The organism is Klebsiella sp. 10982 (assembly GCF_048589245.1).
Lineage (GTDB): Bacteria > Pseudomonadota > Gammaproteobacteria > Enterobacterales > Enterobacteriaceae > Klebsiella > Klebsiella quasivariicola.
Map to the genome: position 1 here is coordinate 1 of NZ_JBMAXV010000057.1, position 23,202 is coordinate 23,202.

Below are 23,202 nucleotides of genomic sequence, written 5' to 3' on the forward strand. Positions count from 1 at the left end.
CAGCAGGCCCCGTCGACGGCGGCCGACGTGCCGCAGCTTGACAGCGCCGACGCCCGGTAAGAGCCGGGTCTTATTCCGCAGGCGCATCGGCCATAAAAATTGGTTATTTGTCCCGTCGTTTTCCCGGCGGCATAGTGATCGCAGAGAACATGACCCGGAGTGAGGGGGAAGGGTGACACGTAACCGATTACTGCTGGTTCAGACCGGCACGCCGCCGACGGCCATCCGCCAGGCGCATGGCGATCTGCCGCACTGGTTTCGCACGCTGCTGGCGCCGTGGCAGGCGCAGCTGACCGCGGTGCGGGTGTTTGAAGATGAACCGCTGCCGGCGCCGGATAACCAGACCGTGGCGATACTGACCGGTTCGTGGGCGATGGTCACCGATCGGCTGGCGTGGAGCGAACGGACCGCCGACTGGATCCGTCAGGCGGTGGCTATCGATATGCCGCTGTTCGGCGTTTGCTATGGTCATCAGCTGATGGCCCACGCGCTGGGCGGCGAGGTGGCGTATCATCCGGGCGGGCGGGAAAGCGGCAGCCAAACCATTTCATTGTCGCCATGGGGTGTCGACGACCCGCTGCTGAGCGGTCTGCCGGCCTCGTTTCCCGCGCATTTGAGCCATTTGCAAACCGTGACCCGTCTGCCGGAGGGGGCTACCGTGCTGGCCGCATCCTCCCACGACCGCCACCAGATTGTGCGCTACGGACCGCACGCCGTCTCCACGCAGTTTCACCCGGAATTCACCGCGCCTGTTGCCCGCTCACTGATCCGCTACCGGGAGGCGGTGCTGCAGGCGGAGGGCATCGACCCGCAACGGTTACACGACGAGGTGCAGGAGAGCCCGCAGGCCGCGGCGATCCTTACGCGTTTTGTCAGCGCCTTTCTCACCCCGGATGCCCCCATTAATTTCCACTGGTGAACAGCACCCGCCAGCGGCGACGGCGGCGAGTCATTTCGCGCCACAGGACGGCCACCTCTTCAACGCGCAGCGCGTCAGCCGCCTGCGGCGTCACCACCGGTAAACCATATCTCTGGCGCAGGGCGTCCAGCGCCTGCTCCTCGGGGGGGATTCGGGCGCGAGCCTGGGCGGCCAGCCGCTGCTGTAGCGGCCTGAAGGTCGCCTCATCGATCGGCGCCAGCTGGCGCAGAAAGGTTTTACAGCAGCGCAGTAGCTCCCCGGGGCGGCGATCCGGTGACTGCAGCGCCATCAGCAGTCCGTCGCGATCGGCCAGCCGTTGATAGCGGCAGCTCACCACATAGCCAATCTGCTGCTCCACCCGCAGACGCTGGAAAAACGGCGCCTCACAGTACTGCGCCAGCACCTGCAGGGCCGCCAGCGAGGCGCCTTCCGCCAGCGGAATAAAGACCAGCAGCGCCGTGCCGTCCCCGGGGAAAGCCAGCCGCCCGACGCCGCGGCGGCAGGGGGCCGGAGCGGGCATCGGCGGATTAACCGGGGCGGTAATCAGGCTCAGCTGACGCGCTACCCACTGCGCATCTTCCGCGCTGCCGCCCGCCAGGGCCGCCAGCCACCCTTCCTGGTGCGCTGACGTACCCAGCCGTTCGGGGAGCTGGGCCATGAGATGACGGATCGCAATACTCTCCGGCGGCGGGGTCAGCGGGGCGACCGGGAGCGCGAGCTGCCGTACGATGGCCTGCAGGATCGCCGCCGGGCGCTGGCCGGCAGCTGGCAGCTGCAGGATCAGCTGCCAGCTGCCGGCGAACAGATGCCACTCGCCGTATCCCCCGGCGTGGCGCAGGGCGGCAAGCAGTGGGCGCAGCTGTTCCCCGCGCGCCAGCCCTTTGGCCAGATCGGGCGAACCGTAGAAAGGGGAGCGCAGCAGAAGCGTCGGCGGTGCTTCCGGGGACGGGAGGTGGAGCAGCGGCGCGGCATCCTGCGGGCTGTCGGCCACGAGGTTGTCAGCGGTCTGCGGATAAAAAGCAAACGCCAGCGCCGGGTCAGTGACCGGGCGGCGGCGCCAGCGGCTGAGCGGCAGACTAAAGCCCTGGGTGGCTACCGTTGCTCCGGGGAGCTGCGTCTGGCAGGCCAGGCTGACCGCGGGGGCGGCCAGCAGGGCGGCGCAAAAATCGGCGAACCCGGTGGGCGGCGCCCCGGGGGCAAAGCCGAATGCCCGCTGGCGCAGCTGACCGAGAGGCGACAGCGCCTGAAAACGGCGCCGGGACAGCTGATAGTAGTGTTGCTGCTGCACAGGCGTCGTCTGCTGTAGCGCCTGCAACCAGTGGGTTATCTGCCGGTCAACCTGTTCCGGCCGGTCGCTGGCGAAGACCAGCGCCAGCCAGCCGAGGTGCCGATCCTGATACAGCCAGTTCAGCGCCACATCCCCGGCCAGCTGGCGCTGGCGCAGGCCGGCCATCAGGCTGCCGGGGGCTTCATCCAGCAAAAACTCGCGCAGTAACGTGACGTTGTCACTTAAAGCGATCAGCGGGCAACGCCACAGCGCGGGCTGGCTGGAGACCGCCAGCTGCAGTGCAGTGAACTCGCCCAGGCGCAGCGGCGGCGCCGGCGGCGGAGCCTCGCCCGCGGCAAACCCGGCGGCGAAACGTGCCGCCAGCTCGCCGAGCGCCTCCAGCGACTGCGGCCCCTGCAGCCAGAACTGCATTCGTCGGGCGACGTAATGGGTGCGGTGAAAATCGCGTAAGGCTGCCTGCAACGCAGGGAGATCGCCCGCCAGCGCGTCAGCGCTGCCTACCTGAAAGCGACGAAACGCCGCGGGCGCGATGACGGCGTGGCGCACGGCGGCCTCCCGGCGCGACGGCTCATGCTGCTGGATCAGGCGGTATTCGGCATCAATCACCGCCACTTCGCGCTGAATATCGTCCCTGAGCAGCCGCGGGGCCTGCAGCATCTCTCCCAGACGTGCCATGCCCTCCGCCAGGTCCCCGGCGGAGACCTCGAAGAAGAACGCGCTGCGGCGGGCCAGAGTGGTAGCGTTGACGCTCCCGCCCTGGCGCGGTACCCAGCCCATCAGCCGGTCAGCGTCCCGGTAGCGCTCACCGCCGTAAAACAGCAGGTGTTCCAGCAGGTGCGCCAGACCGGGAAAGTGCGACGGCTCGTGGTGGCTGCCGGCGGCGACCCGCGCCAGAGCCGCCGCGCGCACGGCCTGCGGCTGATGCACCAGGGTGGCCTGCAGGCCGCCCGGCAGGGTGATGGTGCGGGTCGCCAGGGTCATTACAGGTTCCGGGTTTTGTAGATCAGCTGTGAGCGGGCCCGGTTGCGGAACTGCAGCTGGCTGACTTTGATGTCGCTGCAGGCCGCTTCGCGTCGGGCCTCAAGGATTTTGTGATGATGCGGGGATTTGCTGCACACCGGATCGGCGTTATCGGCGCTGCCGGTCAGCATAAAGGCCTGACAGCGGCAGCCGCCGAAGTCTTTCTCTTTTTCATCACAGGAGCGGCACGGCTCCGGCATCCAGTCATACCCGCGATAACGGTTGAAGCCGAACGAGTCATACCAGATCGATTCCAGACTCTGCTCCAGCACCGACGGGAACGTCACCGGCAGCTGGCGCGCGCTGTGGCACGGCAGGGCGGTGCCTTCCGGGGTGACGCTGAGAAAAATCGATCCCCAGCCGCCCATGCAGCCTTTCGGCCGCTCCTCGTAATAGTCCGGGGTGACGAACAGCAGGTTGGTGAGGTTGCCGCTGGCGGCCATTTTCTGCCGGTAATCGGCGACCACCTGCTCGGCGCGGGCGATCTGTTCCCGGGTCGGCAGCAGCCCCTCGCGATTAAGAAACGCCCAGCCGTAGAACTGGCAGGTGGCGAGCTCGACGTCATCGGCCTCCAGCTCAATGCACAGCTCGATAATTTTATCGAGCTGGTCGATGTTGTGCCGGTGGAGGACGAAGTTGAGCACCATTGGGTAGTCGCGCGCTTTCACCGCTCTGGCCATCGCCAGCTTCTGCTGGAAGGCTTTTTTATTGCCGGCGAGAGCGGCGTTGAGCACCTCATCGCTGGCCTGGAAGCTAATCTGGATATGGTCCAGCCCGGCCTCGCTGAAGGCGTCGAGCTTGCTCTCGGTTAACCCAATTCCCGAGGTGATCAGGTTGGTATAGAACCCGAGGTCGCGCGCGGCGCGGATCAGCTCCGGCAGATCTTTACGGGTCAGCGGCTCGCCGCCGGAAAAGCCCAGCTGTACGCTGCCCATCGCTCGCGCCTGGCGAAAGACCTCGATCCATTGTTCGGTGGTCAGCTCCTTTTCCTGCCGGGCGAAGTCCAGCGGATTGGAACAGTAGGGGCACTGCAGCGGGCAGCGGTAGGTCAGCTCCGCCAGCAGCCACAGCGGCGGATTGACGGCGGGTTTATTCTGGCTCACGGCAGGTGATCCACTTCTGTTGACAGGCGATCTGCAGGAACTCGACGACGTCGTCATCGACGCCGCCGGCTTCCGGGAAACGTTCGTTAAGCATGGCGATAATCGCCGCGACGTCGCGCCGGCCATCGACCAGCTCGAGGATCGCCGCGGCGGTCTCATTGAGTTTGGCCATTCCCTCCGGATAGAGGATCACATGGCTCTCCTGGGCAGCTTCCCACTGCAGGCGGTAGCCGCGACGAAAGGCGACGATGGAGGTTTTTTGCATGGTTACACCAGTCGGGTCGTGTGCCAGGCCGCCTTGTCGGTGACCGTATGATAGGGCGGGCGCTGCAGAGCGTAGGCCATGGTCATGGCATCGAGCATCGACCACAGAATGTCGAGCTTAAACTGCAGGATCTCCAGCATCCGGTTCTGTTTTTCCGCGCTGTCGCAGTAGGTCTTCGCCAGCGCCAGACCATGCTCAACGTCGCGGTTGGCCTGGCTCAGACGACTGCGGAAGTAAAAATAGCCTTCCTCTTTGATCCACGGATAGTGCTGCGGCCAGCTGTCGAGGCGCGACTGATGGATCTGCGGGGCGAACAGCTCGGTCAGGGAGCTGCAGGCCGCCTCCTGCCAGCAGGCGCGACGGGCGAAGTTAAGATAGGCATCCACCGCGAAGCGCACGCCGGGCAGCACGTGGCGCTCGCTGAGCAGATCGTCGCGGCTCAGCCCGACCGCTTCCCCCAGCCGCAGCCAGGCTTCAATCCCGCCATCCTCGCCGTGGCTGCCATCGTGGTCGAGGATCCGCTGCACCCATTTACGCCGGGTCTGTGCATCCGGGCAGTTGGCCATAATCGCCGCGTCTTTCAGCGGGATGGTGGTCTGGTAATAAAACCGGTTCGCCACCCAGCCCTGAATTTGCTCGCGGGTCGCGTCGCCGTTGTGCATGGCGATGTGGTACGGGTGGTGAATATGGTAGAAGGCGCCTTTGGCCCGCAGGGCCTCTTCAAAGGCCTGCGGCGACAGCGTGTCGGTGATCAGCATGCGGTATCCTGAAGGGTGATTGCCATCCCGTCCCAGCTCACTTCAATCCCCTGTTGCGTCAGCGCCTGGCGCTGGGGAGACTGCTCGTTAAGGATCGGGTTGGTGTTATTAATATGAATGAGAATTTTGCGTTTTGCCGGCAGGGAGGCCAGCAGGGCCATCATCCCGTGCTCATCGCCGAGCGCCAGGTGGCCCATATCGCGGCCGGTATTGCGCCCGACGCCGGCGGCCTGCAGTTCGTCATCCTGCCAGACGGTGCCATCGATCAGCAGACAGTCCGCTTTTTGCAGCCACGGCAGAAGGGCTTCATCCGGCTCACCCAGCCCCGGCGCATAGAACAGCGTCTGGCCGTTGCGGCGGTTTTCGATAAACAGCGCTACGTTATGGCCCGGCAGCGGCCGGTCGCGATACGGCGAATAGGGCGGCGCGTTGCTGGCGATAGGCACCGCGGTAAACTGCAAATCAGGACAGGCGTCAACGGTAAAAGGCTGCTGCGGGGCGATGGGGTGATGCACCAGGCCGCCGTTCCAGTGTCGCAGCATGGTAAACACCGGGAAGCCAGTGGAGAGATCCTCATGAACTTCCGGCGTGCACCACACCTGGTGCGGGCAGCCCTCGCGCAGGCTCAGCAATCCGGTGGTGTGGTCGATCTGGCTGTCGGTGAGAATAATGCCGCCGATATGCGTCCCGCGCAGCACGCCGGGGTTATTTAACTCGGGGGTATGAGCAATCTGCTGGCTGATATCCGGCGAGGCGTTGCACAGTACCCACTCTTTGCCGTTATCGCTGACGATGATCGACGACTGGGTGCGGGCGGTGGCCTGAATGGTGCCGTTGCGCAGGCCCTGACAGTTGGCGCAGTTGCAGTTCCATTGTGGGAAACCGCCGCCAGCGGCGGAGCCGAGGACTTTAATGAACATGAAGACGGACCGGGTAATGAATGAAGGTGCCCGCGCGAACGGCGGGCGGGGCGATTAGCGGTTAGAAATGTACAGCGTCACTTCCAGACCGAGACGTAAATCGATAAAAGCAGGTTTCTTCCACATGTTTTGTTCCTCCTAAAAATGAGACAGGCCTCACGAATCATAGTCGATCTGTGACGGCCGCCGCATATTGCGCTTCACCGGGAGAGAGATCAACCCGGAATATGTAAGGAATTAACTTTATGTTTACAATATAACCTATTGTTACCAAACATTTTTTAATACCCGCAGCCAGTTGCTCCACCGCAGCTTATCCAGCACCAATTGATCATAGCCATTGTCCCGCAAGGCATTGATAAGCCGCGGTAAGCCGGCCACATCGCCCAGCTCGTCCGGCAGGGTGATGCCGTCGAAATCCGAGCCGAGAGCCACATGATCCTCACCCATTATGTTAATAAGATAGTCGATATGCCGGACAATGGTGGTTAAGGGTGTGTCGCTGTCGCGCCGGCCGTCGGCGCGCAGGAAGGCATTGCCGAAATTGACGCCCACCACGCCGCCGCTGTCGCGGATCGCCCGCAGTTGCCGGTCGGTAAGATTGCGCGGCTGCGGGCACAGGGCGTGGGCATTGGAGTGGGTGGCCACCAGCGGGGCGGTGGAGTGGCGGGCGGTATCCCAAAAAGCCTGCTCGTTCATATGCGAAACATCGATCTGCATCTTCAGGGCGTTGGCCTGAGTGATGAGCGCAATGCCCTCGCGGGTAAGACCCGGGCCGCTGTCCGGGCTGCCGGGAAAGGCGCCGGTGACCCCGCAGCCGAAGCGATTGGCGATGTTCCAGAACGGACCGATGCTGCGCACCCCGGCGCGATAAAAGGCCTGCAGATCGTCGCCTTGCGCGTCGAACCCGCCAGCGCCTTCGATGTGCGCCACCATCGCCAGCGCGTTATCCTGCCGACAGCGTTCAATATCCGCCGCGCTCAGGCACAGCCGCGCGCGGTCGGTATCGTGGGCGCAAATCGCCTTGAGAATAGCCAGCTGCTGCCAGAGGATCGCCAGCGGTTCCCACGCCTGACTGGCGTACTGTGGCGCCACGCGGGCAATATACTCCTGCGGCGGCACAAAGAGGGCGAACAGGCCGCCGGCCAGCCCGCCCTGGCGGATACGCGGAAAGTCGAGATGGCCGTTTTCTATCCCGGTAAAGAAGGCGCTCACCGGATCCTCACGATGGTGAAGCCAGAGATTCAGCAGCAGGTCATTGTGACCATCAAAAATCGCCATAGCGGGTTCCTGCGTTCTTAAGTGGTGAAAAATGCCTGCCACGGTAACGGATTTATCTCCCGGGGCAAGCATAAATTCACATGCCCGCAACAATTGCCAACCTCGACTTTGTATCACACTGTATCTCGCGGCGCAGCGCTGACATTAAGAGATAAAAATGGCCCCGGTCGGGCACATGGCGGATACAAATTTCCGTTTTACTGGTCACGTACTCTCTTGATGACGATAAAAGGTGAGAAAACGATGAACAGATTATCCCTGATCCGGTTTACCAGCGCCGCGGCGCTGGGATTATCCACCCTGTGGTCCGCCGCCGTTTGCGCCGCGGAAGATGCGGGGGCGTTCGACAAGATCTACCAGATCCACGCCGGCGACCTGAATATTGGCTATGTGGATATCGGCCCGCGCGACGGCCAGCCGGTGATCCTGCTGCACGGCTGGCCCTATGATATTCAGAGCTATGCCCAGGTGGCGCCGGCTCTAGCGCAGAAGGGTTACCGGGTGATTGTGCCGTATCTGCGCGGCTACGGCACGACCCGTTTCCTCTCCGCCAGCACGCCGCGTAACGGTCAGCCGTCGGCGATGGCGGCCGATATTGTCCATCTGATGGACGCCCTGCACATCAGGCAGGCGGATCTGGCCGGCTTTGACTGGGGCGCGCGCACGGCGGATATTGTCGCCGCGCTGTGGCCGCAGCGGGTGAAATCCCTGGTTTCGGTGAGCGGGTATCTGATCAGCAGTCAGCAGATTGGCGAAAAACCGCTGCCGCCGCAGGCGGAGCTGTCGTGGTGGTACCAGTTCTATTTTGCCACCCCGCGCGGCGAAGCCGGTTACCGGCAGAATACCCACGACTTTGCGAAATTTATCTGGCATCAGGCATCGCCGCAGTGGCAATTCAGCGACGCGACCTTTGCCAAAACCGCCCGGGCGCTGGATAACCCGGACCACGTGGCGATCACCATCAGCAATTACCGCTGGCGCCTGGGGCTGGACAAGGGGGAAGCGAAGTATGCCGGCTATGAACAACGGCTGGCGGCGCTGCCGCCGATAACCGTGCCCACCATCACCCTGGAAGGGGCGAATAACGGCGCGCCGCATCCTGCTCCCGCCAGCTACCGGGCCAAATTTACCGGAAAATATGAGCACCGGGATCTGCCGGGAGCGGTGGGCCATAACCCGCCGCAGGAGGACCCGGCAGACTTTGTCCAGGCGGTGGTGGACGCCGACCGTTTGTAATCCGCGCCTTGCCGGCGGCGCGACGTTGCGCTTCCGGCAACACGGCTTATGCTTGTGAAGAGTTAATTTTGCCGCAGGAGCAGCCTTTGGCGCGTATTGACCACATCCTGGTCGTCGATGACGACCGCGATATTCGGGAACTGATTGTCGACTATCTGGAAAAATCGGGATATCGCGCCAGCGGCGCGGCGAACGGCAAAGCCATGTGGTCGGTGCTCAAAAATCATCAAATTGACCTGATTGTGCTGGATATCATGATGCCGGGCGAGGACGGCTTAACGCTCTGCCGCCAGCTGCGCGCCAACCCGCAGCAGGATATTCCGGTGCTGATGCTCACCGCCCGCACCGACGACAGTGACCGGATCCTCGGCCTGGAAATGGGGGCTGACGATTATCTGATTAAACCCTTTGTGGCCCGCGAACTGCTGGCGCGCATCAAAGCCATTTTACGCCGCACCCGGGCGCTGCCGCCCAATCTGCAGATCACCGAGGCGGGCAGACTGATCGCCTTTGGCGACTGGCTGCTCGACACTGCCGCCCGCCACCTGCTGGATGACAGCGGCGCCATCGTCGCCCTCAGCGGGGCGGAGTATCGGCTGCTGCGGGTGTTTCTCGACCACCCCCAGCGGGTGCTGAACCGCGATCAGCTGCTGAATCTGACCCAGGGACGCGACGCGGAACTGTTTGAACGGTCGATTGACCTGCTGGTGAGCCGACTGCGTCAGCGCCTGCGGGAGGATGCCCGCGAGCCGGCCTACATTAAGACGGTGCGTAGCGAAGGCTATGTGCTGTCGGTGCCGGTCTCCATCCGCGAGAGGCATGAATGAGGTTCTGGCCCGCCTCGCTGCAGTCGCGGCTGATGGCGCTGCTGTTTCTGGCGCTGCTGCTGGCGAATACCTTAACCCTGTCGCTGCTGTTTTATGAGCGTATGAGCAGCGCCCGCAGCGTGATGCTGGGCAACCTGGCTTCCGATGTCGCCACCAGCGTGGCGATCCTCGACCGTCTGCCGGCCGCTGAGCGCCCGCAATGGCTGCCAAAGCTGGCGCGCGGCAACTACCGCTACCAGCTGGACGCCGGCGAACGCGGCGATTACCCGGACAGCTGGCGCGCCCGGGACGCGGCCCGCTCCCTGCAGGAGGCGCTGAGCGCGCAGTATCCGGTCAGTATTGTGGCGATCCCCGGCCCGCGGCAGCATATTCAGGCCCATATTACCCTCCACGACGGCGCCCCGTTGACGCTCGATCTGTGGCCGAAGCTACCGGCCATCGCCCGCTGGCTGCCGGTGGTGCTGATCGCTCAGTTTGTCCTCCTGCTGGCCTGCGCCTGGTATGCCGTTCGTCAGGTGTTGCTGCCCATCACCCGCTTTACCCGCGCAGTGGATGCCCTTGAACCGGCCAGCGACACGGTGGGAACCATGGCCGAGCAGGGGCCGGAAGAGGTCCGCCGTGCCGCCCGCGCGTTTAACGCGATGCAGGCGCGCATCCATGATCATCTGCAGGAGCGGGCGCGGATCCTCGCCGCCATCTCCCACGATCTGCAAACCCCGATCACCCGAATGAAGCTGCGGGTGGAGATGGCCGACCAGCCGGAACTGCGCGATAAGCTGCTGCAGGATCTCGACAATATGACCCGTCTGGTGCGGGAGGGCATCGCCTTCGCCCGCACGTCGCAGCCGCTGGCGGAGGCGCGCCAGCGGCTGAACCTCGACGCCTTTCTCGACACCATCGTCTGCGATTATGCCGATGTCGGCCGGCCGGTGCGTTTTTGTCCCGAAGAGACCGCCGGGGTGGTGTGGATCCCGCCGCAGGCCCTGCGCCGGGTGATGACCAATCTTATCGATAATGGGCTGAAATTCGGCACCACGGTCACCATAACCCTGACCCGCGACGTCGGCGGGGATGTCACCCTCCATGTGCTGGATGAGGGGCCGGGGATCCCGGAGGCCTCGCTACAGGCGGTGCTGCAGCCGTTTTATCGCCTGGAGGACTCGCGCAATCGCGACACCGGCGGCACCGGTCTGGGGCTGGCGATTGCTGCGCAGCTGGTCAGCCAGATGAACGGCACGCTGCGTCTGGCCAACCGCCCGCAGGGCGGCCTGGACGCCAGCGTTCGCCTTGCCGCGGCGGGATTGTATCCTGCTGTATCTCCGGGGAAGAAGGATAACTAAGCCGACAATTCTCCCGCTTTCCCGACACATTCGCCATACACGCCCTTGCTGTAATGTCGTGGCTGTCACTCTCGGCAGCGACGGCATAATGAGGAGAAGGCGATGTCGATATTCATTGCATTTTTGGGCGGAATGTTAACCCTGCTGAGCCCCTGTACGCTGCCGGTGATCCCGCTGCTGTTCGCCAGCGTCCGGGGCCGCCGGGGGCAACTGGCGATTATGCTGGCTGGAATGGCGCTGATGTTCGGCGCGGTTTCCTGGCTGGTGACGGTCGCCAGCGGCTGGGTGGTGAATCTGACCCTCGCAGGCCGCGGCCTGGCGCTGGCGTTCTTCGCCCTGGTCGGGCTGAGCCTGCTTTCGCAGCGCGTCGCGCAGCGGCTGACCTCCCCCCTGGTGGCGTTGGGGAATCAGCTTAACGACGCCAGCTCACGCCAGCGCGGCTGGATCGGTTCTCTGCTGGCCGGGCTGGCGGTGGGCCTGCTGTGGGCCCCGTGCGCCGGGCCGGTATTGGGGGCGATACTCAGCCTGGGCTTTGTTCATCCGGGCCAGGCGACCACTGGCGGGTTACTGCTGGCCTACGGCAGCGGCGGGGCGCTGATGTTATTCCTGCTGGGGTGGTGTGGTGCAGCATTGATCGCCCGACTGCGTCGCGGGCTGGCGTTCGGCGAACGGCTGCGCCGGCTGGCGGGGCTGGCGATGCTGGCCTCGGTGGCGCTGATCGCCAGCGGTGGCGACCGCTATCTGCAAAGTGCGGGAGGACTGAGCCAGGCGCTGGAGCAACGGCTGGCCGCCCGTCTGCCGCAGCCGGAGCAAAAGACCATCCTCCAGCCCATCGCTGCGCCGCAGCCCACCAGCGCGATGCCCTCCCTGGCGGGAGGCAGCGCATGGCTCAACAGCCCGGCGTTAACCCCGGAGCGTCTGAAGGGCAAAGTGGTGCTGGTGGATTTCTGGACCCGGGAGTGTATCAACTGTCAGCATACCCTGCCTTACGTGCGCGCCTGGGCGAACAAATACCGCGCGGCGGGCCTGGTGGTGATTGGCGTTCATACCCCGGAATATCCCTGGGAGCGTTCGCTGCCTCTGCTGCGCCAGGCGGTGAAGGACTGGCGGATAACCTACCCGGTGGTGGCGGATAATGAGTACGCCATCTGGAACGCCTTCGGCAATCAGTACTGGCCGGCGCATTACATTTTCGACGCTCGCGGACAACTGCGCTATACCGCCTTCGGCGAAGGGGATTATGCCCGCCAGGAGCAGGTGATCCAGCGACTGCTGCAGGAGAGCAAAGCCTGACCCGCGGCGCAGGCGTCTGGCGGACGGATCCCTCCAGCCCTTGAGCCCAATGCCGGGCGGCGCTGCGCTTGCCCGGCCTACAGGAGCGCGCAGGGAGAATGTCGGCCCGGTAAGGCGCAGCCGCCACCGGGCATTGAAGCGGGAACGGCGCAGAGTGCCCATCGCCGGTGACTGCCGGACGGTTCCCTCTCCCTGCAGGGAGAGGGTTAGGGTGAGGGTGAATGGAAGTGGCGTGACACTGTCACCTGTCGAGCCATCCCTGCAGGGCCTCGGTCATCAGTTCGCCGAGCAGCGCCACGGCGGCGGAATGGTGCTCCTCACGCGGGGTTTGTCGCAGGCTGACGGCCAGGCTACCTGGCGCTGGCAGCAGACCTCCTGCGGTGCGCAGATTGCCGGGCATACCGATATGGGTACGTATCGTCAGGCCCAGCCCGGCCTGCACCGCCGCCCAGATGCCGCTCAGGCTGTGGCTGACAAACACCACCTGCCAGGGGATCTCCGCGACATCGAGACAGGCGATAGCGCGGGATCGCATCAGGCACGGGCTGTCGAACATCACCAGCGGCAGCGGCTCGCCGGAGGCCAGCAGAGCGCGAATATCCAGGTCAGGATGCGCAATCCACGCCAGCGGGCAGAGGCCCAGCCCGGGACCCTGATCTTCGGTTTGCCACAGCAGCGCCAGATCCAGCGCCTCTTCCGCCAGCGCCTGACGCAGCGGACCATTGCGATCCACCCTGGCAACTATCCGCACCTGCGGATGGTGGCGGGTAAACTGCCCGAGGATCCCCGGCATCAGCGACTCACCGAAATCTTCCTGCATGCCCAGATGAATCTCGCCGGTGAGCCGCTCGCCCTGCAGCGCACGCAGGGTTTCATCGTTGAGCGCCAGCAGGCGTCTGGCGTAGCTCATCAGCTTTTCGCCTTCAGCCGTCAGCGCAAGATGTCGGCCTTGCTTAACCACCAGCGCCGCACCGCACTGGCTCTCCAGCTTTTTAAGCTGGGCGCTGACCGCGGAGGTGGAACGCGACAGGCGCAGCGCTGCCTGGGCGAAGCTACCGCACTCTATGCCGGTCACAAAGCTGCGCAGAGCGTCGAGATCCAGCCCTGGTAAGCGTTTCTCCATCATCATCCTTATTTTCAGGATATTTATCCTGAACATTGTTATTTTCGGGATAGTACTGTGGCATCGCGAGAGGCAGGGGTCAACGGGCCTTGCGAAGTGAGCGTCTGTGGCGCGAAAAGTAATAAAAAAAGCCGATAAGGATATTATCGGCTTGTTGCAGGCATAGCTGGCAGCAGGGCGGCAGGCGCCGCCTCGCTAAGGCAGATTATTGCGCCAGCAGCTCCTGAGCGGTGCGATCCACCAGGTTCAGCAGAACCTTCACGTCATCCAGGGTTACCACTGGGTTCAGCAGGGTCAGCTTCAGGCAGGTGACACCGTTGTGCTCGGTCACGCCAACGTTAGCGCGACCGGACGCCAGCAGGGCGTCGCCAACGCGCTGGTTGAGCAGGGCGATAGCCGCCGCGTCGCTCCCGGCCATCTGTGCCGGACGGGAACGGAACAGCACGCTCGCCAGCTGCGGCTGCATGACCAGCTCCAGCATCGGCTGCGACTTCACGTACTCCGCCACGTTTTTCGCCATCGTGACGCCGTGGTCGATGATCGCCGCATACTGTTTCTGGCCCAGCGCTTCGAGGCCCATCCACAGCTTCAGCGCATCGAAGCGGCGGGTGGTCTGCAGCGACTTAGACACCAGGTTCGGTACGCCATGCTCTTCATCGAACTCGGAGTTGAGATAGGCCGCCTGATAACGCATCAGCTCGTAATGGCGCGCGTCCTTCAGCAGGAAGGCGCCGCAGCTGATGGTCTGGAAGAACTGCTTGTGGAAGTCCAGGGTAACGGAATCCACCAGCTCCAGACCGTCAAGGTAGTCGCGATACTGCTCAGACAGCAGCAGGGCGCCGCCCCAGGCTGCGTCAACGTGCAGCCAGATCTGATGTTCCGCAGCGATACCGGCGATGTCGCGCAGCGGGTCGATAGCCCCCGCGTCGGTGGTCCCGGCGGTGGCGACGATCGCCATGATCTGCTCGCCGTTAGCCTGCGCTTGCGCAATCTTCGCTTTCAGATCGGTCACGTCCATCCGCGCGAATTCGTCGGTTTTCACCAGCGTTACCGAGCGGTAGCCGAGGCCCATCAGCGCCATGTTCTTCTGCACCGAGAAGTGGGCGTTTTCCGAGCACAATACTTTGTACTTGCGGATATCTCCCGGCAGCCCATCCTGCTGGATGGAGTGTCCCTGACGGGCGAAGAAGGCGTCGCGCGCCAGCATCAGGCCCATCAGGTTGCTCTGGGTGCCGCCGCTGGTGAAGACGCCGGCGTCGCCAGCCGGATAACCGACCCGGGCGCGCAGCCATTCGATCAGCTTCATCTCAATGATGGTTGCCGACGGGCTCTGGTCCCAGGAGTCCATGCTCTGGTTGGTGGCGTTGATCAACACTTCCGCCGCCTGGCTAATCACCAGGCTCGGACAGTGCAGGTGCGCCACGCACTGCGGGTGATGCACCGACAGGCTGTCTTTCAGGAAGTACTCAATCGCACGGTCAATCGCCGCCTGGTTACCCAGACCCTGTTCGTTAAATTCAAGGGAGATACGTTCACGCAGTTCGTCAACGCTTTTCCCCTGATACATCTCAGGTTGCTTCAGCCACTGCACAACGGCCTGACTGGTCTGGTCGATAACCTGCTGATAGGCCTCAATGCTCTGCGCCGAACCAGCAAGAATCGGATTCAATGTGGACATGGTGGTCACTTACTCCACTCAGACCGGTTTTACGCCGGCGGCCAGCAGGGCCTGTTCAAATTTGTCGAGGAACACGTCCAGTTCCGCGTTGCTGATCAGCAGGGACGGCAGCAGGCGCAGCACGCAGCCGTGACGACCACCGCGCTCAAGGATCAGGCCAGCTTCGAAGCATTTCTTCTGCAGCAGGGCAGAAAGTTCGCCATCAGCCGGGTAGCAGCCCATGTGATCCTGCGCTTCGTTCGGCTTGACGATTTCGATACCGATCATCAGACCAAGACCGCGAACGTGGCCAATCACCGGGTAGCGCTTCTGTAGCTCAGCCAGTTTGCCTTTCAGCCACTCGCCCTGGGAGGCGACTTTGTCGGCGATCTTGTTGTCGCGCAGGTGACGCAGGGTGGTCAGGCCGGTAGCCATCGCCAGCTGGTTGCCGCGGAAGGTGCCGGTGTGGTGACCCGGTTCCCAGGCGTCGAACTGCTTTTTAATGCCCAGCACGGCCATCGGCAGACCGCCGCCAACCGCTTTCGACATCACGATGATGTCCGGCTGGATCCCGGCGTGTTCGAAGGCGAAGAATTTACCGGTACGGGCAAAGCCGGCCTGCACTTCATCGACGATCAGCAGAATGCCATGCTCTTCGGTCACTTTGCGGATGCGCTGCAGCCACTCAACCGGCGCCGGGTTCACGCCGCCTTCACCCTGAACGGCTTCAAGGATCACCGCCGCCGGTTTACGCACGCCGCTTTCCACGTCGTTGATCAGGTTTTCGAAGTAGTAGGTCAGGGCTTTCACGCCGGCTTCGCCGCCGATGCCCAGCGGGCAGCGGTACAGGTGCGGGTAAGGCATGAACTGGACTTCCGGCATCATGCCGTTAACCGCCGCTTTCGGCGACAGGTTGCCAGTCACGGACAGCGCGCCATGGGTCATCCCGTGATAGCCGCCGGAGAAGCTGATCACCGCCGTACGGCCAGTGTATTTTTTTGCCAGTTTCAGCGCGGCTTCCACGGCGTCAGCGCCGGAAGGACCGGTGAACTGCAGGCAATACTCTTTCCCTTCGCCCGGCAGGCAAGAGAGCAGGTATTCGGAGAAACGATCTTTTAACGGGGTAGTCAGATCGAGGGTATGTAACGGCAAGCCGCTGGTAATGACACTTTGGATGCTCTGCAATACATCAGGGTGGTTGTGGCCCAGAGCGAGAGTACCGGCGCCCGCGAGGCAGTCCAGGTACTGTTTGTTATCCGCATCCGTCAGCCACACGCCTTCAGCTTTAGTGATAGCCAGCGGTAACTTACGCGGGTAACTCCTGACATTCGATTCGAATTCGGCCTGACGGGCCAAAAAGGTTTCGTTGTTTGCGTCTAATAAATCGGCACGTAAAGTATCAATACGGACTTTATCCGTCATCATATCACTCCCACAACCAGCATTGCGGTTGAACGCTGGTTGAATAATTGGTCTAAGGAATTGAATTGGCATTCATAAAGCGCGCACAATATATGGCTTTTTAAATCCGCATTCAACGTTTTATTGATTACGTTATTTTGACGTTATTCTTATGGGGGTAAAAATTAACGTAACTCACTGAATTATAATAGAACACTTCCGCGTCATGATAACCCTTAAAAGTGTAATTATTAGTGAGAAAGTCTCTATATTTTTATTGCCGTTGGGTTAACGCGCTGACGGAATGCGTTCCGTCAGCGATAGCAAGACTCAATGCAGTTCCACCGCATAATTTGTTAAAGGTGTAACTTTTTTCACCAACTTATTGTTATATAAAAACTGTTCGTAAGCGTCGTAGCGCGCTTTATCCAGCGCCGCCGGATCGGTGGCGAACAGCGGCACGGTTTGCAGCCACGCCTGGTGGTTAAGCTCGGTCTTCAGCTCCGGGTGGGCGGCGGCAAACGCCTCCCAGCTTTCCTGCGGATGGGCGCGCAGATAGTTCACCCCGGCCTGCAGGGCAGTGAGGAATTTACGGATCTTCGCCTCATGGATAGCGTCGCGATTCGCGACAATCACCAGTTCGTCATAGGCCGGCACGCCGTAATCTTCGACGTTCATCACTACCGGCGTTTTGCCCTGCAGCTTCAGCTCCTGCGCTTCAATATTACGGTAGCCGCCAATGACCGCATCCACCTGGCCCGCCAGCAGGGCGCTGGTCAGCTGGAAATTGACGTTAACCAGTTTGATACTGGCCGGATCGATACCGGCATGTTGCGCCATGGTCGCCAGGGTGGCCTGCTCAATGCCGCTGACCGAATAGCCCACTTTTTTGCCTTGCAGATCTGCCGGGGTTTTGATCTGCTTATTGAGAGCGATCACCGTGTTCAGCGGCGAGTTGATCAGCGTGCCCACACGCACCAGCGGTAACCCTTCGTCGGCGAAGAAGTGGACCTGTGGCTGGTAGGTAATAGCCAGGTCCGCCTGGCGGGCGGCCACAAGGCGCGGAGGCAGCGCCGGGTCTGAAGGGGGAACAATCTTGACGTCCAGCCCCTGGGCCTTAAAGGCGCCGATCTGCTCGGCCACCATAATCGGCGCATGGTCGGGGTTAATGTACCAGTCCAGCACCAGCGTCAGCGGTTCATTGGCCAGCACGTGAGCGCTGAACAGGGCCGTCAGGGTGGCCCCGGCGAAAAGCGACTTTTTCATCTGTTTTCCTTTATTACTTCATTTTTATTCCGGCGACCAGTCGATCAGCCGGTGCAGCAGGGTGTCCACCGCCAGCCATAGCAGAATGGTCAGCAGCACTAAAATAAACAGCGCGGCAAAGCAGACATCGGTTTGCAGCCGGGCGTTGGCATTGAGCATCACGTAGCCCAGCCCTTCGGCAGAGCCGACCCATTCGCCGATAATCGCGCCGATGGGCGCCACCGCCGCCGCCATGCGCAGGCCGGAGCCCAGCGCTGGCAGGGCGGCCATCAGCCGGACATGGCGCAGCTGAGCGCCGAAGGAAGCGTTCATGCTGCGCGCCAGATCGAGATACTCGTGGTTGACCCGCCGCAGGCCGTCAAAGAAAGCGGAAGTCACCGGAAAGAAAATTACCAGCACCGCCATCGCCACTTTGGCGCTCATACCAAACCCCAGCCACAGCACCAGCAGCGGGGCGAGGGCAAAGACCGGGATCGCCTGACTGGTGAGCACCAGCGGCATCAGCCAGCGCTGCAGGCGCGGAGAGAGGATCATGCCCAGCGCCAGCGTGACGCCGAGCGCAACCCCCAACACCAGTCCGCACAGGATCTCACTGAGGGTGATAAGCGTGTGCCAGCCAAGATAGGCGAGATTAACCCAAAGCGCCTCGGCGACTGCCGTCGGGGAGGGTAAAAGAAAGTGAGGGATGCCGCTGCGGCTGGCCAGCCCCCAGAGGATCATCAGCCCGCAGAACACCATGCCCCCGCGCCAGAGACGTCCGTTCATGGATGCGCCCTCATCAGCTGCTGCAGCAATGCCGCCTGGGCGACCAACAGGTCGGGGGCGTCCGGTGCGCGCGGAGGCGTGCCGGCGAGGTGATGGCTGTCATCGATGTCGCCGTCTGCCGTCGACAGCACCAGCAGGCGGTGGCTTAGCCGGCAGGCTTCCAGCGGATCGTGGGTGATCAGCACCACCGTGCGCCCCGTCAGCAGAGTGGCCGCCAGGGTCTGAATGCGCGTGCGGGTGAGGGTGTCCAGCGCCGAGAAAGGCTCATCCATCAGCACGATGGGGCGATCCTCATACAGGGTGCGGGCTAGCGCGGCGCGCTGACGCATACCGCCGGAGAGGGTTGCCGGCCGGGCGTCGGCGCAGGGGGTGAGTTCCACCTGCTCAAGCAGGGTGGCGACCCGGTTGTGGTCCACTTTTTCCCCCCGCAGCCGTGCGCCAAGGGCGACATTCTCCCGGACGCTCAGCCAGGGATAGAGCAGATCTTTCTGCCCCATCCACGCCAGACGGCCCTGAATCGGCTGCCCATCGCTGGCGACCACTTCTCCGCCGGTAGCGGGCGCCAGACCGGCAATTATCCGCAGCAGGCTGGTTTTGCCGGCCCCGCTGGCGCCGAGCAGCGACACCCACTGGCCCCCGGGAAGCGTCAACGACAGGTTATCGAACAGCTGCCGATCGCCGAAGCGCAGGCTCAGGCCGCGGATCTCGATACCCGGCGCCGTCACGCCCGGGCCTCCGCCGCCGCGTTCAGGCCCATCTGCCAGAACTGTGCTTCAAGCCGGGTCGCGGTGGTGAAGATCTCGCTCAGCTCAGTGAGACGGGCCTCGCTCCCGCGCTGCTGCCACACGGTTTCCAGCAGCGCCAGCGCGGCGCTAACGCCCTGCAGATAATCTTCATCACCATAGTTGCGGATCCATGAGGCGTAGGGGTTATCGGTTAACCGGGTGGTAGGGTGACGCAGCAGGCCGAGGCCGATTTCCGCATAGCCCGCCACGCAGGGCATCAGGGCGACCAGCAGATCCAGGGCGTCGCCTGAATGGCCAACGTCCAGCACGTAGCGGGTGTAGTTGACGGTTTCCGGCGCTTCAGGCTGGGCAGCCATCTCCTGCTCGCTGATGCCCCACTGGGCGCAGTAGCCGACGTGCAGCGGCAGTTCATTGAGGATGGCGTTCATTGAGGCGGCCGCGGCCCGCATCTCCGGCAGCGTGCGCAGTTTACTCACCAGCAGCGCGTAGCTGCGGGCAAAGTGGATCAGAAACAGATAATCCTGAGTCAGATAGCGACGAAACGCGCTCTCCGCCAGAGTGCCGTCAGCAAGCTGCTGGACGAAAGGATGCGCCACATAGTGCTGCCAGTCAGCGGCGGCAAGCTGGCGTAAACGGCCATACAGGCCATGGCTAAACGCGGGAACAATCACAGGACCTCCAGTCATTCAGGGGAGATCCGGGCGTGCAGGGGTGTGAACAGGCAATGGCGGTAATGCTGGCAAAATTGCCGACCCGTCCCTTCGCTGGCATGACCCAGATCAGGTTCAAAGGGTTCGGCTTACGCCATCTCAGCCCTCACGGGACACCCCTCGGTAGCGCTATGTTATACGACATTCACCTTCTGAATACAATCACCGCGCCGGGCGGCAAAGCAAACGCGGTTTTCTGTGATGGCCAGCACTTTTTCGTTTAAAAATAGCTGAAAAACAGGCAGCTACGCGTTGGTGGGTTTTATCTGCTTACGTTATATTTTCATTATCCTGTTGCGTTAATCCTGTTCGCCACGCATGTCGTGCGCGCCCCACAGCCCCGGAGTGAGCATGAAATTCCCGCTGTCCCCGCTGGCGCTGATTTTCCTGCTCTGTGCGCCTGGGATGTCGCCGATCGCTTCGATGCGCAAGATGGCATGTTCGATATCCCCATCTGATGCCGATGGCCTGTCCCTGTCTCGCGCTATCGCTATCAGAGGGACTGCGCGGCCACGGCGCAAACCTCGCGCTGAGTCCTGCAGGAATTTGTGGGGGCGAAGACGACGGATACACAATGGGAGCAGCCAGCGGTGGCGCAGGCGGTCTGTTTCAATATCGGCTCGGGTTTCTAACGATAGATGAGAATAACAATGAGAGCATCCGGAGCGGTGTTGACGCTGCTGTTGGCGACCTGTGGCGCGTCGGCCGCGGAACCCGACGAGAACGACAGCTATTTTCCGATCTGGGGCGATGAGGCGCGCGCCAGGGGGTACTCGATTCCGTTACCCTACGGCGTCAACCTCAGCTATATGAATATCCGTCAGGATATCATGGTCGACAGTATTACCTTTTCCGGGCTTAAGCTCGGTAACCATCCTATCCCCAGCGATATTTTCGCCATCGATGCTGGACATACCCGTGAGAAGAGCAAAACGGAAAACCTGCGTCTCGACATGTGGGTCTTTCCGTTTCTCAACGTTTACGGGCTGGTGGGGCATACCCGCGGATCGTCCGTCTCTCAGGTCTCTGTGGATTCGGATCCCTCGCAGTTTCGTGGCCTGGACCGGGCGATCGCCGGCGCGGTTCATCAGCTTTATCAGAGTGGAAAACTGCAGAATATTGATTTTACGCTTGATTTCAAAGGAACCACCTGGGGAACCGGCTTTACGCTCGCCGGGGGATACGGCAACTGGTTCGGGTTAGTAGACACTAACTACACCCGTACCGATTTCGATATTCTCGACGGCAGCATCTCGGCGGTCACCGTCTCGCCGCGCGTCGGCTACCGCTTCAGTTTTCAGGGGATCGACGGGCCGTCCCACCTCAGCCTGTGGGTCGGGAGCATGTATCAGGACGTGCAGCAGGAGTTTAAAGGCGATCTGGCCGACCTGCATATGCCGCCAGAGCTTCAGCCCCTGATTGCCGCAGTCAACAAAGACGGCGAGGGGAAATTCGACGTCAAGCAGAAGCTAACCTCACCCTGGAATATGCTGATTGGCGCCCAGTATGAAGTCACCAAAAACTTTAACGTGCTGACTGAATTTGGTTTTAACGAGCGCAATAGCTTCTTTGTCTCCGGTGAATACCGTTTTTAACTAAAACTGCTGGCGCCATCTGCCGGTAAGATGCGCGCTCTTTTGTTGTTGTGGAGAGGCTGTTGATGCGTAAAGCCTTATGGCTGTTGTTTGCACTGTCGCTGCCGGCGCTGGCGCAGGATCCGGTGCTGCCCGCTGTGACGGCGATCCATCCGGTGCCCACCCTGGGTGAGCTGCCGCCGCCGGAGTCGCTGCGACCGTGCTGCGCTTTTGGTTACGACCTGCACGTGCGCGCGGTGGGCATCCCGATCCCGGTATACCAGATTGGCAATGTGCTGACCCTGGATACGCTGGGCAAGCACCATTACAACGACAGCGCGTTCGGGGCGGTGAAAAACCTGCTCGGGCTCAGCGAGGAGCAGAACGGGCTCATCTATACCCGTCGCGGCGGGTTTATTGATATCGCCCATGTGCGCGATACGGCGGACTACACCTTCTATCTGTTCAATCGTATTGCGCCGACGCTGGGCCAGGCGGGGCGGATCTTCTACAGTGAAGAGCTGGGCGTACGCCGCGTTCAGCTGAATGCCTTTACGCCGCCGGCGGGCGTCAGGCAGCGCTATCAGCTGGCGGCCTGGCTGGCCGGGCATCTGGCCTTTGAAATTGCGCAATGGCACGAAATCGCCCAGTGGTATGGTTTCCAGTCGGTTCCCGGGTTCTCTGAGGAGATCTCCGCTTTTTCGCCGGAAGATCTCTACTCCAATTTACTCGGCGCCCGGCTGGCGATAAACGTGATCCTTAGCGGCCACGGTGGTTCAGTGGAAGCGTATAACCAGGCCATGGATGTGGCGCTGAAACAGGCGCTGACCCGGCTGCTGGTGGCTACGCGAGGGGAGACAGAAGCGATGTTCCAGCGGATCGATGGCGACTGGTGGAACAGTCACCGGCGGGTGCCGGATAAGTTCCTGGTGCTGAAACGTAACTACGATCTGCAGGAAAACCGGCTACCGACGCCGATCCCGTTCGAAACCCTGCCGCCGTATCGCCTGACCATGCCGGCGCAGGTGGGGGGATTCCGCTTACGCGATCTCGGCGAACTGCAGATCTACCCCGGGCACGATATGCAGGCGCTGCCGGTTCCCGCGCCCTATTATGGCGCCGCAGCGTTTCAGGGGCTGGCGGATCGCGCCCGGGAGGCGGATAAGACCCAGCTGGCGCGCATTGAAAAATAGCGTCAAAGGCTCAGGGCGAGCGCCCTGAGCCAGCGAGTTAGCGAAAGTCGACCCAGCAGGCGCCGTTGTCGGCAGAGCGGACGCAGTTTTCTACCCAGCGGACGCCGAACGCCCCGGCGCGGGCGTCCGGATACCAGAAGTCGGCCAGCAGCGCTTCGTCGCGACGGTCGGCGGCATCCATGGCGATGGCGAAGCGGCGATAGAGATTCGACCAGGCTTCAAACAGCCCCTCCGGATGACCGCCGCCGATGCGGTCATCCTGCCGTGCCAGCGGATCAAGGTAGTCCATGCCGCGCTCCAGAATGCGCACCGGTTCGCCCTGAACCTCGTAGCGCAGCTGGTTGGGCTGCTCATCCCACCATTCGAGACTGGCTTTTTCCCCGACGATACGCACCTTTTGCCCGTGCATAGAGCCGCAGTTGACAGCGGAACTCCACAGCGAGCCGACGGCCCCGTTGTCATACTCCATCAGCACATGGGCATTATCTTCCAGCGGAGCGCGGCTTTTAACGAAGCT

At 62.4% G+C, this 23,202-nt stretch carries 22 protein-coding genes and 1 riboswitch; of the genes, 7 read left to right on the forward strand and 15 right to left on the reverse strand.

Features of this window, described 5'->3' with window-relative positions:
* Nucleotides 1-172: 172 nt before the first annotated feature.
* A complete protein-coding gene (locus ACKLKD_RS25410) occupies nucleotides 173-919 on the forward strand; it encodes a glutamine amidotransferase (RefSeq protein WP_080924081.1) in 747 nt (248 codons plus the stop codon).
* Here ACKLKD_RS25410 and pqqF read toward each other — a convergent pair.
* From pqqF to ACKLKD_RS25445, 7 genes are all read right to left on the reverse strand, one after another.
* The gene (pqqF, locus tag ACKLKD_RS25415) at nucleotides 903-3,188 is read right to left on the reverse strand and encodes a pyrroloquinoline quinone biosynthesis protein PqqF (RefSeq protein WP_087806221.1); all 2,286 of its coding nucleotides are present in this window, start codon (nucleotides 3,186-3,188) and stop codon (nucleotides 903-905) included. The genes ACKLKD_RS25410 and pqqF overlap by 17 nt on opposite strands.
* Nucleotides 3,188-4,330: a pyrroloquinoline quinone biosynthesis protein PqqE gene (pqqE, locus tag ACKLKD_RS25420; RefSeq protein ID WP_025712399.1), complete on the reverse strand. Its 1,143-nt coding sequence runs from the start codon at nucleotides 4,328-4,330 to the stop codon at nucleotides 3,188-3,190. Before pqqE ends, pqqF begins: the two co-directional genes overlap by 1 nt.
* Entirely contained in the window at nucleotides 4,317-4,595 is a 279-nt protein-coding gene (gene pqqD, locus ACKLKD_RS25425; RefSeq protein WP_008804779.1) for a pyrroloquinoline quinone biosynthesis peptide chaperone PqqD, read from the reverse strand. Before pqqD ends, pqqE begins: the two co-directional genes overlap by 14 nt.
* A 2-nt stretch (nucleotides 4,596-4,597) precedes the next feature.
* A complete protein-coding gene (pqqC, locus tag ACKLKD_RS25430) occupies nucleotides 4,598-5,353 on the reverse strand; it encodes a pyrroloquinoline-quinone synthase PqqC (RefSeq protein WP_025712400.1) in 756 nt (251 codons plus the stop codon).
* Nucleotides 5,347-6,273, reverse strand: coding sequence for a pyrroloquinoline quinone biosynthesis protein PqqB (gene pqqB, locus ACKLKD_RS25435; RefSeq protein WP_025712401.1), 927 nt, complete (start codon nucleotides 6,271-6,273; stop codon nucleotides 5,347-5,349). Before pqqB ends, pqqC begins: the two co-directional genes overlap by 7 nt.
* A 54-nt stretch (nucleotides 6,274-6,327) precedes the next feature.
* Entirely contained in the window at nucleotides 6,328-6,399 is a 72-nt protein-coding gene (gene pqqA / locus ACKLKD_RS25440; protein WP_002905689.1) for a pyrroloquinoline quinone precursor peptide PqqA, read from the reverse strand.
* 141 nt (nucleotides 6,400-6,540) lie between these two features.
* On the reverse strand, nucleotides 6,541-7,554 hold the full coding sequence (locus ACKLKD_RS25445) for a dipeptidase (RefSeq protein WP_087806219.1): 1,014 nt from the start codon (nucleotides 7,552-7,554) through the stop codon (nucleotides 6,541-6,543).
* 243 nt (nucleotides 7,555-7,797) lie between these two features.
* Here ACKLKD_RS25445 and ACKLKD_RS25450 point away from each other — a divergent pair, with 243 nt between their 5' ends.
* The 4 genes from ACKLKD_RS25450 to ACKLKD_RS25465 all read left to right on the forward strand — a co-directional run bounded on the left by ACKLKD_RS25450 (nucleotide 7,798) and on the right by ACKLKD_RS25465 (nucleotide 12,250).
* On the forward strand, nucleotides 7,798-8,790 hold the full coding sequence (locus ACKLKD_RS25450; protein WP_087806216.1) for an alpha/beta fold hydrolase: 993 nt from the start codon (nucleotides 7,798-7,800) through the stop codon (nucleotides 8,788-8,790).
* Nucleotides 8,791-8,876: 86 nt separating this feature from the next.
* Nucleotides 8,877-9,617, forward strand: a complete 741-nt coding sequence (locus ACKLKD_RS25455) for a response regulator (RefSeq protein ID WP_025712404.1) — start codon at nucleotides 8,877-8,879, stop codon at nucleotides 9,615-9,617.
* Nucleotides 9,614-10,957 (forward strand): sensor histidine kinase, encoded by a 1,344-nt coding sequence (locus ACKLKD_RS25460; RefSeq protein WP_025712405.1) that lies wholly within the window; start codon nucleotides 9,614-9,616, stop codon nucleotides 10,955-10,957. Before ACKLKD_RS25455 ends, ACKLKD_RS25460 begins: the two co-directional genes overlap by 4 nt.
* Before the next feature lie 102 nt (nucleotides 10,958-11,059).
* A complete protein-coding gene (locus tag ACKLKD_RS25465) occupies nucleotides 11,060-12,250 on the forward strand; it encodes a cytochrome c biogenesis protein/redoxin (RefSeq protein WP_080924076.1) in 1,191 nt (396 codons plus the stop codon).
* 241 nt (nucleotides 12,251-12,491) lie between these two features.
* Here ACKLKD_RS25465 and ACKLKD_RS25470 read toward each other — a convergent pair whose 3' ends face one another.
* The 7 genes from ACKLKD_RS25470 to tenA all read right to left on the reverse strand — a co-directional run bounded on the left by ACKLKD_RS25470 (nucleotide 12,492) and on the right by tenA (nucleotide 19,879).
* Nucleotides 12,492-13,385, reverse strand: coding sequence for a LysR substrate-binding domain-containing protein (locus tag ACKLKD_RS25470; RefSeq protein WP_087806225.1), 894 nt, complete (start codon nucleotides 13,383-13,385; stop codon nucleotides 12,492-12,494).
* A gap of 193 nt (nucleotides 13,386-13,578) precedes the next feature.
* Nucleotides 13,579-15,060, reverse strand: a complete 1,482-nt coding sequence (locus tag ACKLKD_RS25475) for a pyridoxal phosphate-dependent decarboxylase family protein (protein ID WP_165931797.1) — start codon at nucleotides 15,058-15,060, stop codon at nucleotides 13,579-13,581.
* 9 nt (nucleotides 15,061-15,069) lie between these two features.
* The gene (locus ACKLKD_RS25480) at nucleotides 15,070-16,455 is read right to left on the reverse strand and encodes a diaminobutyrate--2-oxoglutarate transaminase (protein ID WP_025712409.1); all 1,386 of its coding nucleotides are present in this window, start codon (nucleotides 16,453-16,455) and stop codon (nucleotides 15,070-15,072) included.
* Between the two features lie 306 nt (nucleotides 16,456-16,761).
* On the reverse strand, nucleotides 16,762-17,697 hold the full coding sequence (locus ACKLKD_RS25485) for an ABC transporter substrate-binding protein (protein WP_087806214.1): 936 nt from the start codon (nucleotides 17,695-17,697) through the stop codon (nucleotides 16,762-16,764).
* 24 nt (nucleotides 17,698-17,721) lie between these two features.
* Entirely contained in the window at nucleotides 17,722-18,462 is a 741-nt protein-coding gene (locus ACKLKD_RS25490; protein WP_080897791.1) for an ABC transporter permease, read from the reverse strand.
* The gene (locus ACKLKD_RS25495; protein WP_025712412.1) at nucleotides 18,459-19,187 is read right to left on the reverse strand and encodes an ABC transporter ATP-binding protein; all 729 of its coding nucleotides are present in this window, start codon (nucleotides 19,185-19,187) and stop codon (nucleotides 18,459-18,461) included. The genes ACKLKD_RS25490 and ACKLKD_RS25495 overlap by 4 nt, the downstream gene beginning before the upstream one ends.
* Nucleotides 19,184-19,879, reverse strand: a complete 696-nt coding sequence (gene tenA / locus ACKLKD_RS25500) for a thiaminase II (protein WP_025712413.1) — start codon at nucleotides 19,877-19,879, stop codon at nucleotides 19,184-19,186. Before tenA ends, ACKLKD_RS25495 begins: the two co-directional genes overlap by 4 nt.
* A 68-nt stretch (nucleotides 19,880-19,947) precedes the next feature.
* Nucleotides 19,948-20,049, reverse strand: a riboswitch (TPP riboswitch).
* A 519-nt stretch (nucleotides 20,050-20,568) separates the two neighbouring features.
* Between tenA and ACKLKD_RS25505 the strand changes: the two genes are divergently transcribed.
* Both ACKLKD_RS25505 and ACKLKD_RS25510 read left to right on the forward strand, forming a co-directional pair.
* Nucleotides 20,569-21,513 (forward strand): hypothetical protein, encoded by a 945-nt coding sequence (locus ACKLKD_RS25505; protein ID WP_087806212.1) that lies wholly within the window; start codon nucleotides 20,569-20,571, stop codon nucleotides 21,511-21,513.
* Between the two features lie 65 nt (nucleotides 21,514-21,578).
* Nucleotides 21,579-22,685: a DUF4056 domain-containing protein gene (locus tag ACKLKD_RS25510; RefSeq protein WP_080924073.1), complete on the forward strand. Its 1,107-nt coding sequence runs from the start codon at nucleotides 21,579-21,581 to the stop codon at nucleotides 22,683-22,685.
* Between the two features lie 37 nt (nucleotides 22,686-22,722).
* Here the strand turns inward: ACKLKD_RS25510 and ACKLKD_RS25515 are convergent.
* Nucleotides 22,723-23,202 (reverse strand): Gfo/Idh/MocA family oxidoreductase (locus ACKLKD_RS25515; protein ID WP_420061991.1); only part of this gene is annotated, 480 nt, incomplete at its 5' end.

Excerpts from the sequence above, each read along its gene's own strand:
- pqqF (WP_087806221.1), bottom strand. The coding sequence starts at position 3,188 with ATGACCCTGGCGACCCGCACCATCACCCTGCCGGGCGGCCTGCAGGCC.
- pqqD (WP_008804779.1), bottom strand. The coding sequence starts at position 4,595 with ATGCAAAAAACCTCCATCGTCGCCTTTCGTCGCGGCTACCGCCTGCAG.
- pqqC (WP_025712400.1), bottom strand. The coding sequence starts at position 5,353 with ATGCTGATCACCGACACGCTGTCGCCGCAGGCCTTTGAAGAGGCCCTG.
- pqqB (WP_025712401.1), bottom strand. The coding sequence starts at position 6,273 with ATGTTCATTAAAGTCCTCGGCTCCGCCGCTGGCGGCGGTTTCCCACAA.
- ACKLKD_RS25445 (WP_087806219.1), bottom strand. The coding sequence starts at position 7,554 with ATGGCGATTTTTGATGGTCACAATGACCTGCTGCTGAATCTCTGGCTT.
- ACKLKD_RS25450 (WP_087806216.1), top strand. The coding sequence starts at position 7,798 with ATGAACAGATTATCCCTGATCCGGTTTACCAGCGCCGCGGCGCTGGGA.
- ACKLKD_RS25460 (WP_025712405.1), top strand. The coding sequence starts at position 9,614 with ATGAGGTTCTGGCCCGCCTCGCTGCAGTCGCGGCTGATGGCGCTGCTG.
- ACKLKD_RS25465 (WP_080924076.1), top strand. The coding sequence starts at position 11,060 with ATGTCGATATTCATTGCATTTTTGGGCGGAATGTTAACCCTGCTGAGC.
- ACKLKD_RS25480 (WP_025712409.1), bottom strand. The coding sequence starts at position 16,455 with ATGATGACGGATAAAGTCCGTATTGATACTTTACGTGCCGATTTATTA.
- ACKLKD_RS25485 (WP_087806214.1), bottom strand. The coding sequence starts at position 17,697 with ATGAAAAAGTCGCTTTTCGCCGGGGCCACCCTGACGGCCCTGTTCAGC.
- ACKLKD_RS25490 (WP_080897791.1), bottom strand. The coding sequence starts at position 18,462 with ATGAACGGACGTCTCTGGCGCGGGGGCATGGTGTTCTGCGGGCTGATG.
- ACKLKD_RS25505 (WP_087806212.1), top strand. The coding sequence starts at position 20,569 with ATGAGAGCATCCGGAGCGGTGTTGACGCTGCTGTTGGCGACCTGTGGC.
- ACKLKD_RS25510 (WP_080924073.1), top strand. The coding sequence starts at position 21,579 with ATGCGTAAAGCCTTATGGCTGTTGTTTGCACTGTCGCTGCCGGCGCTG.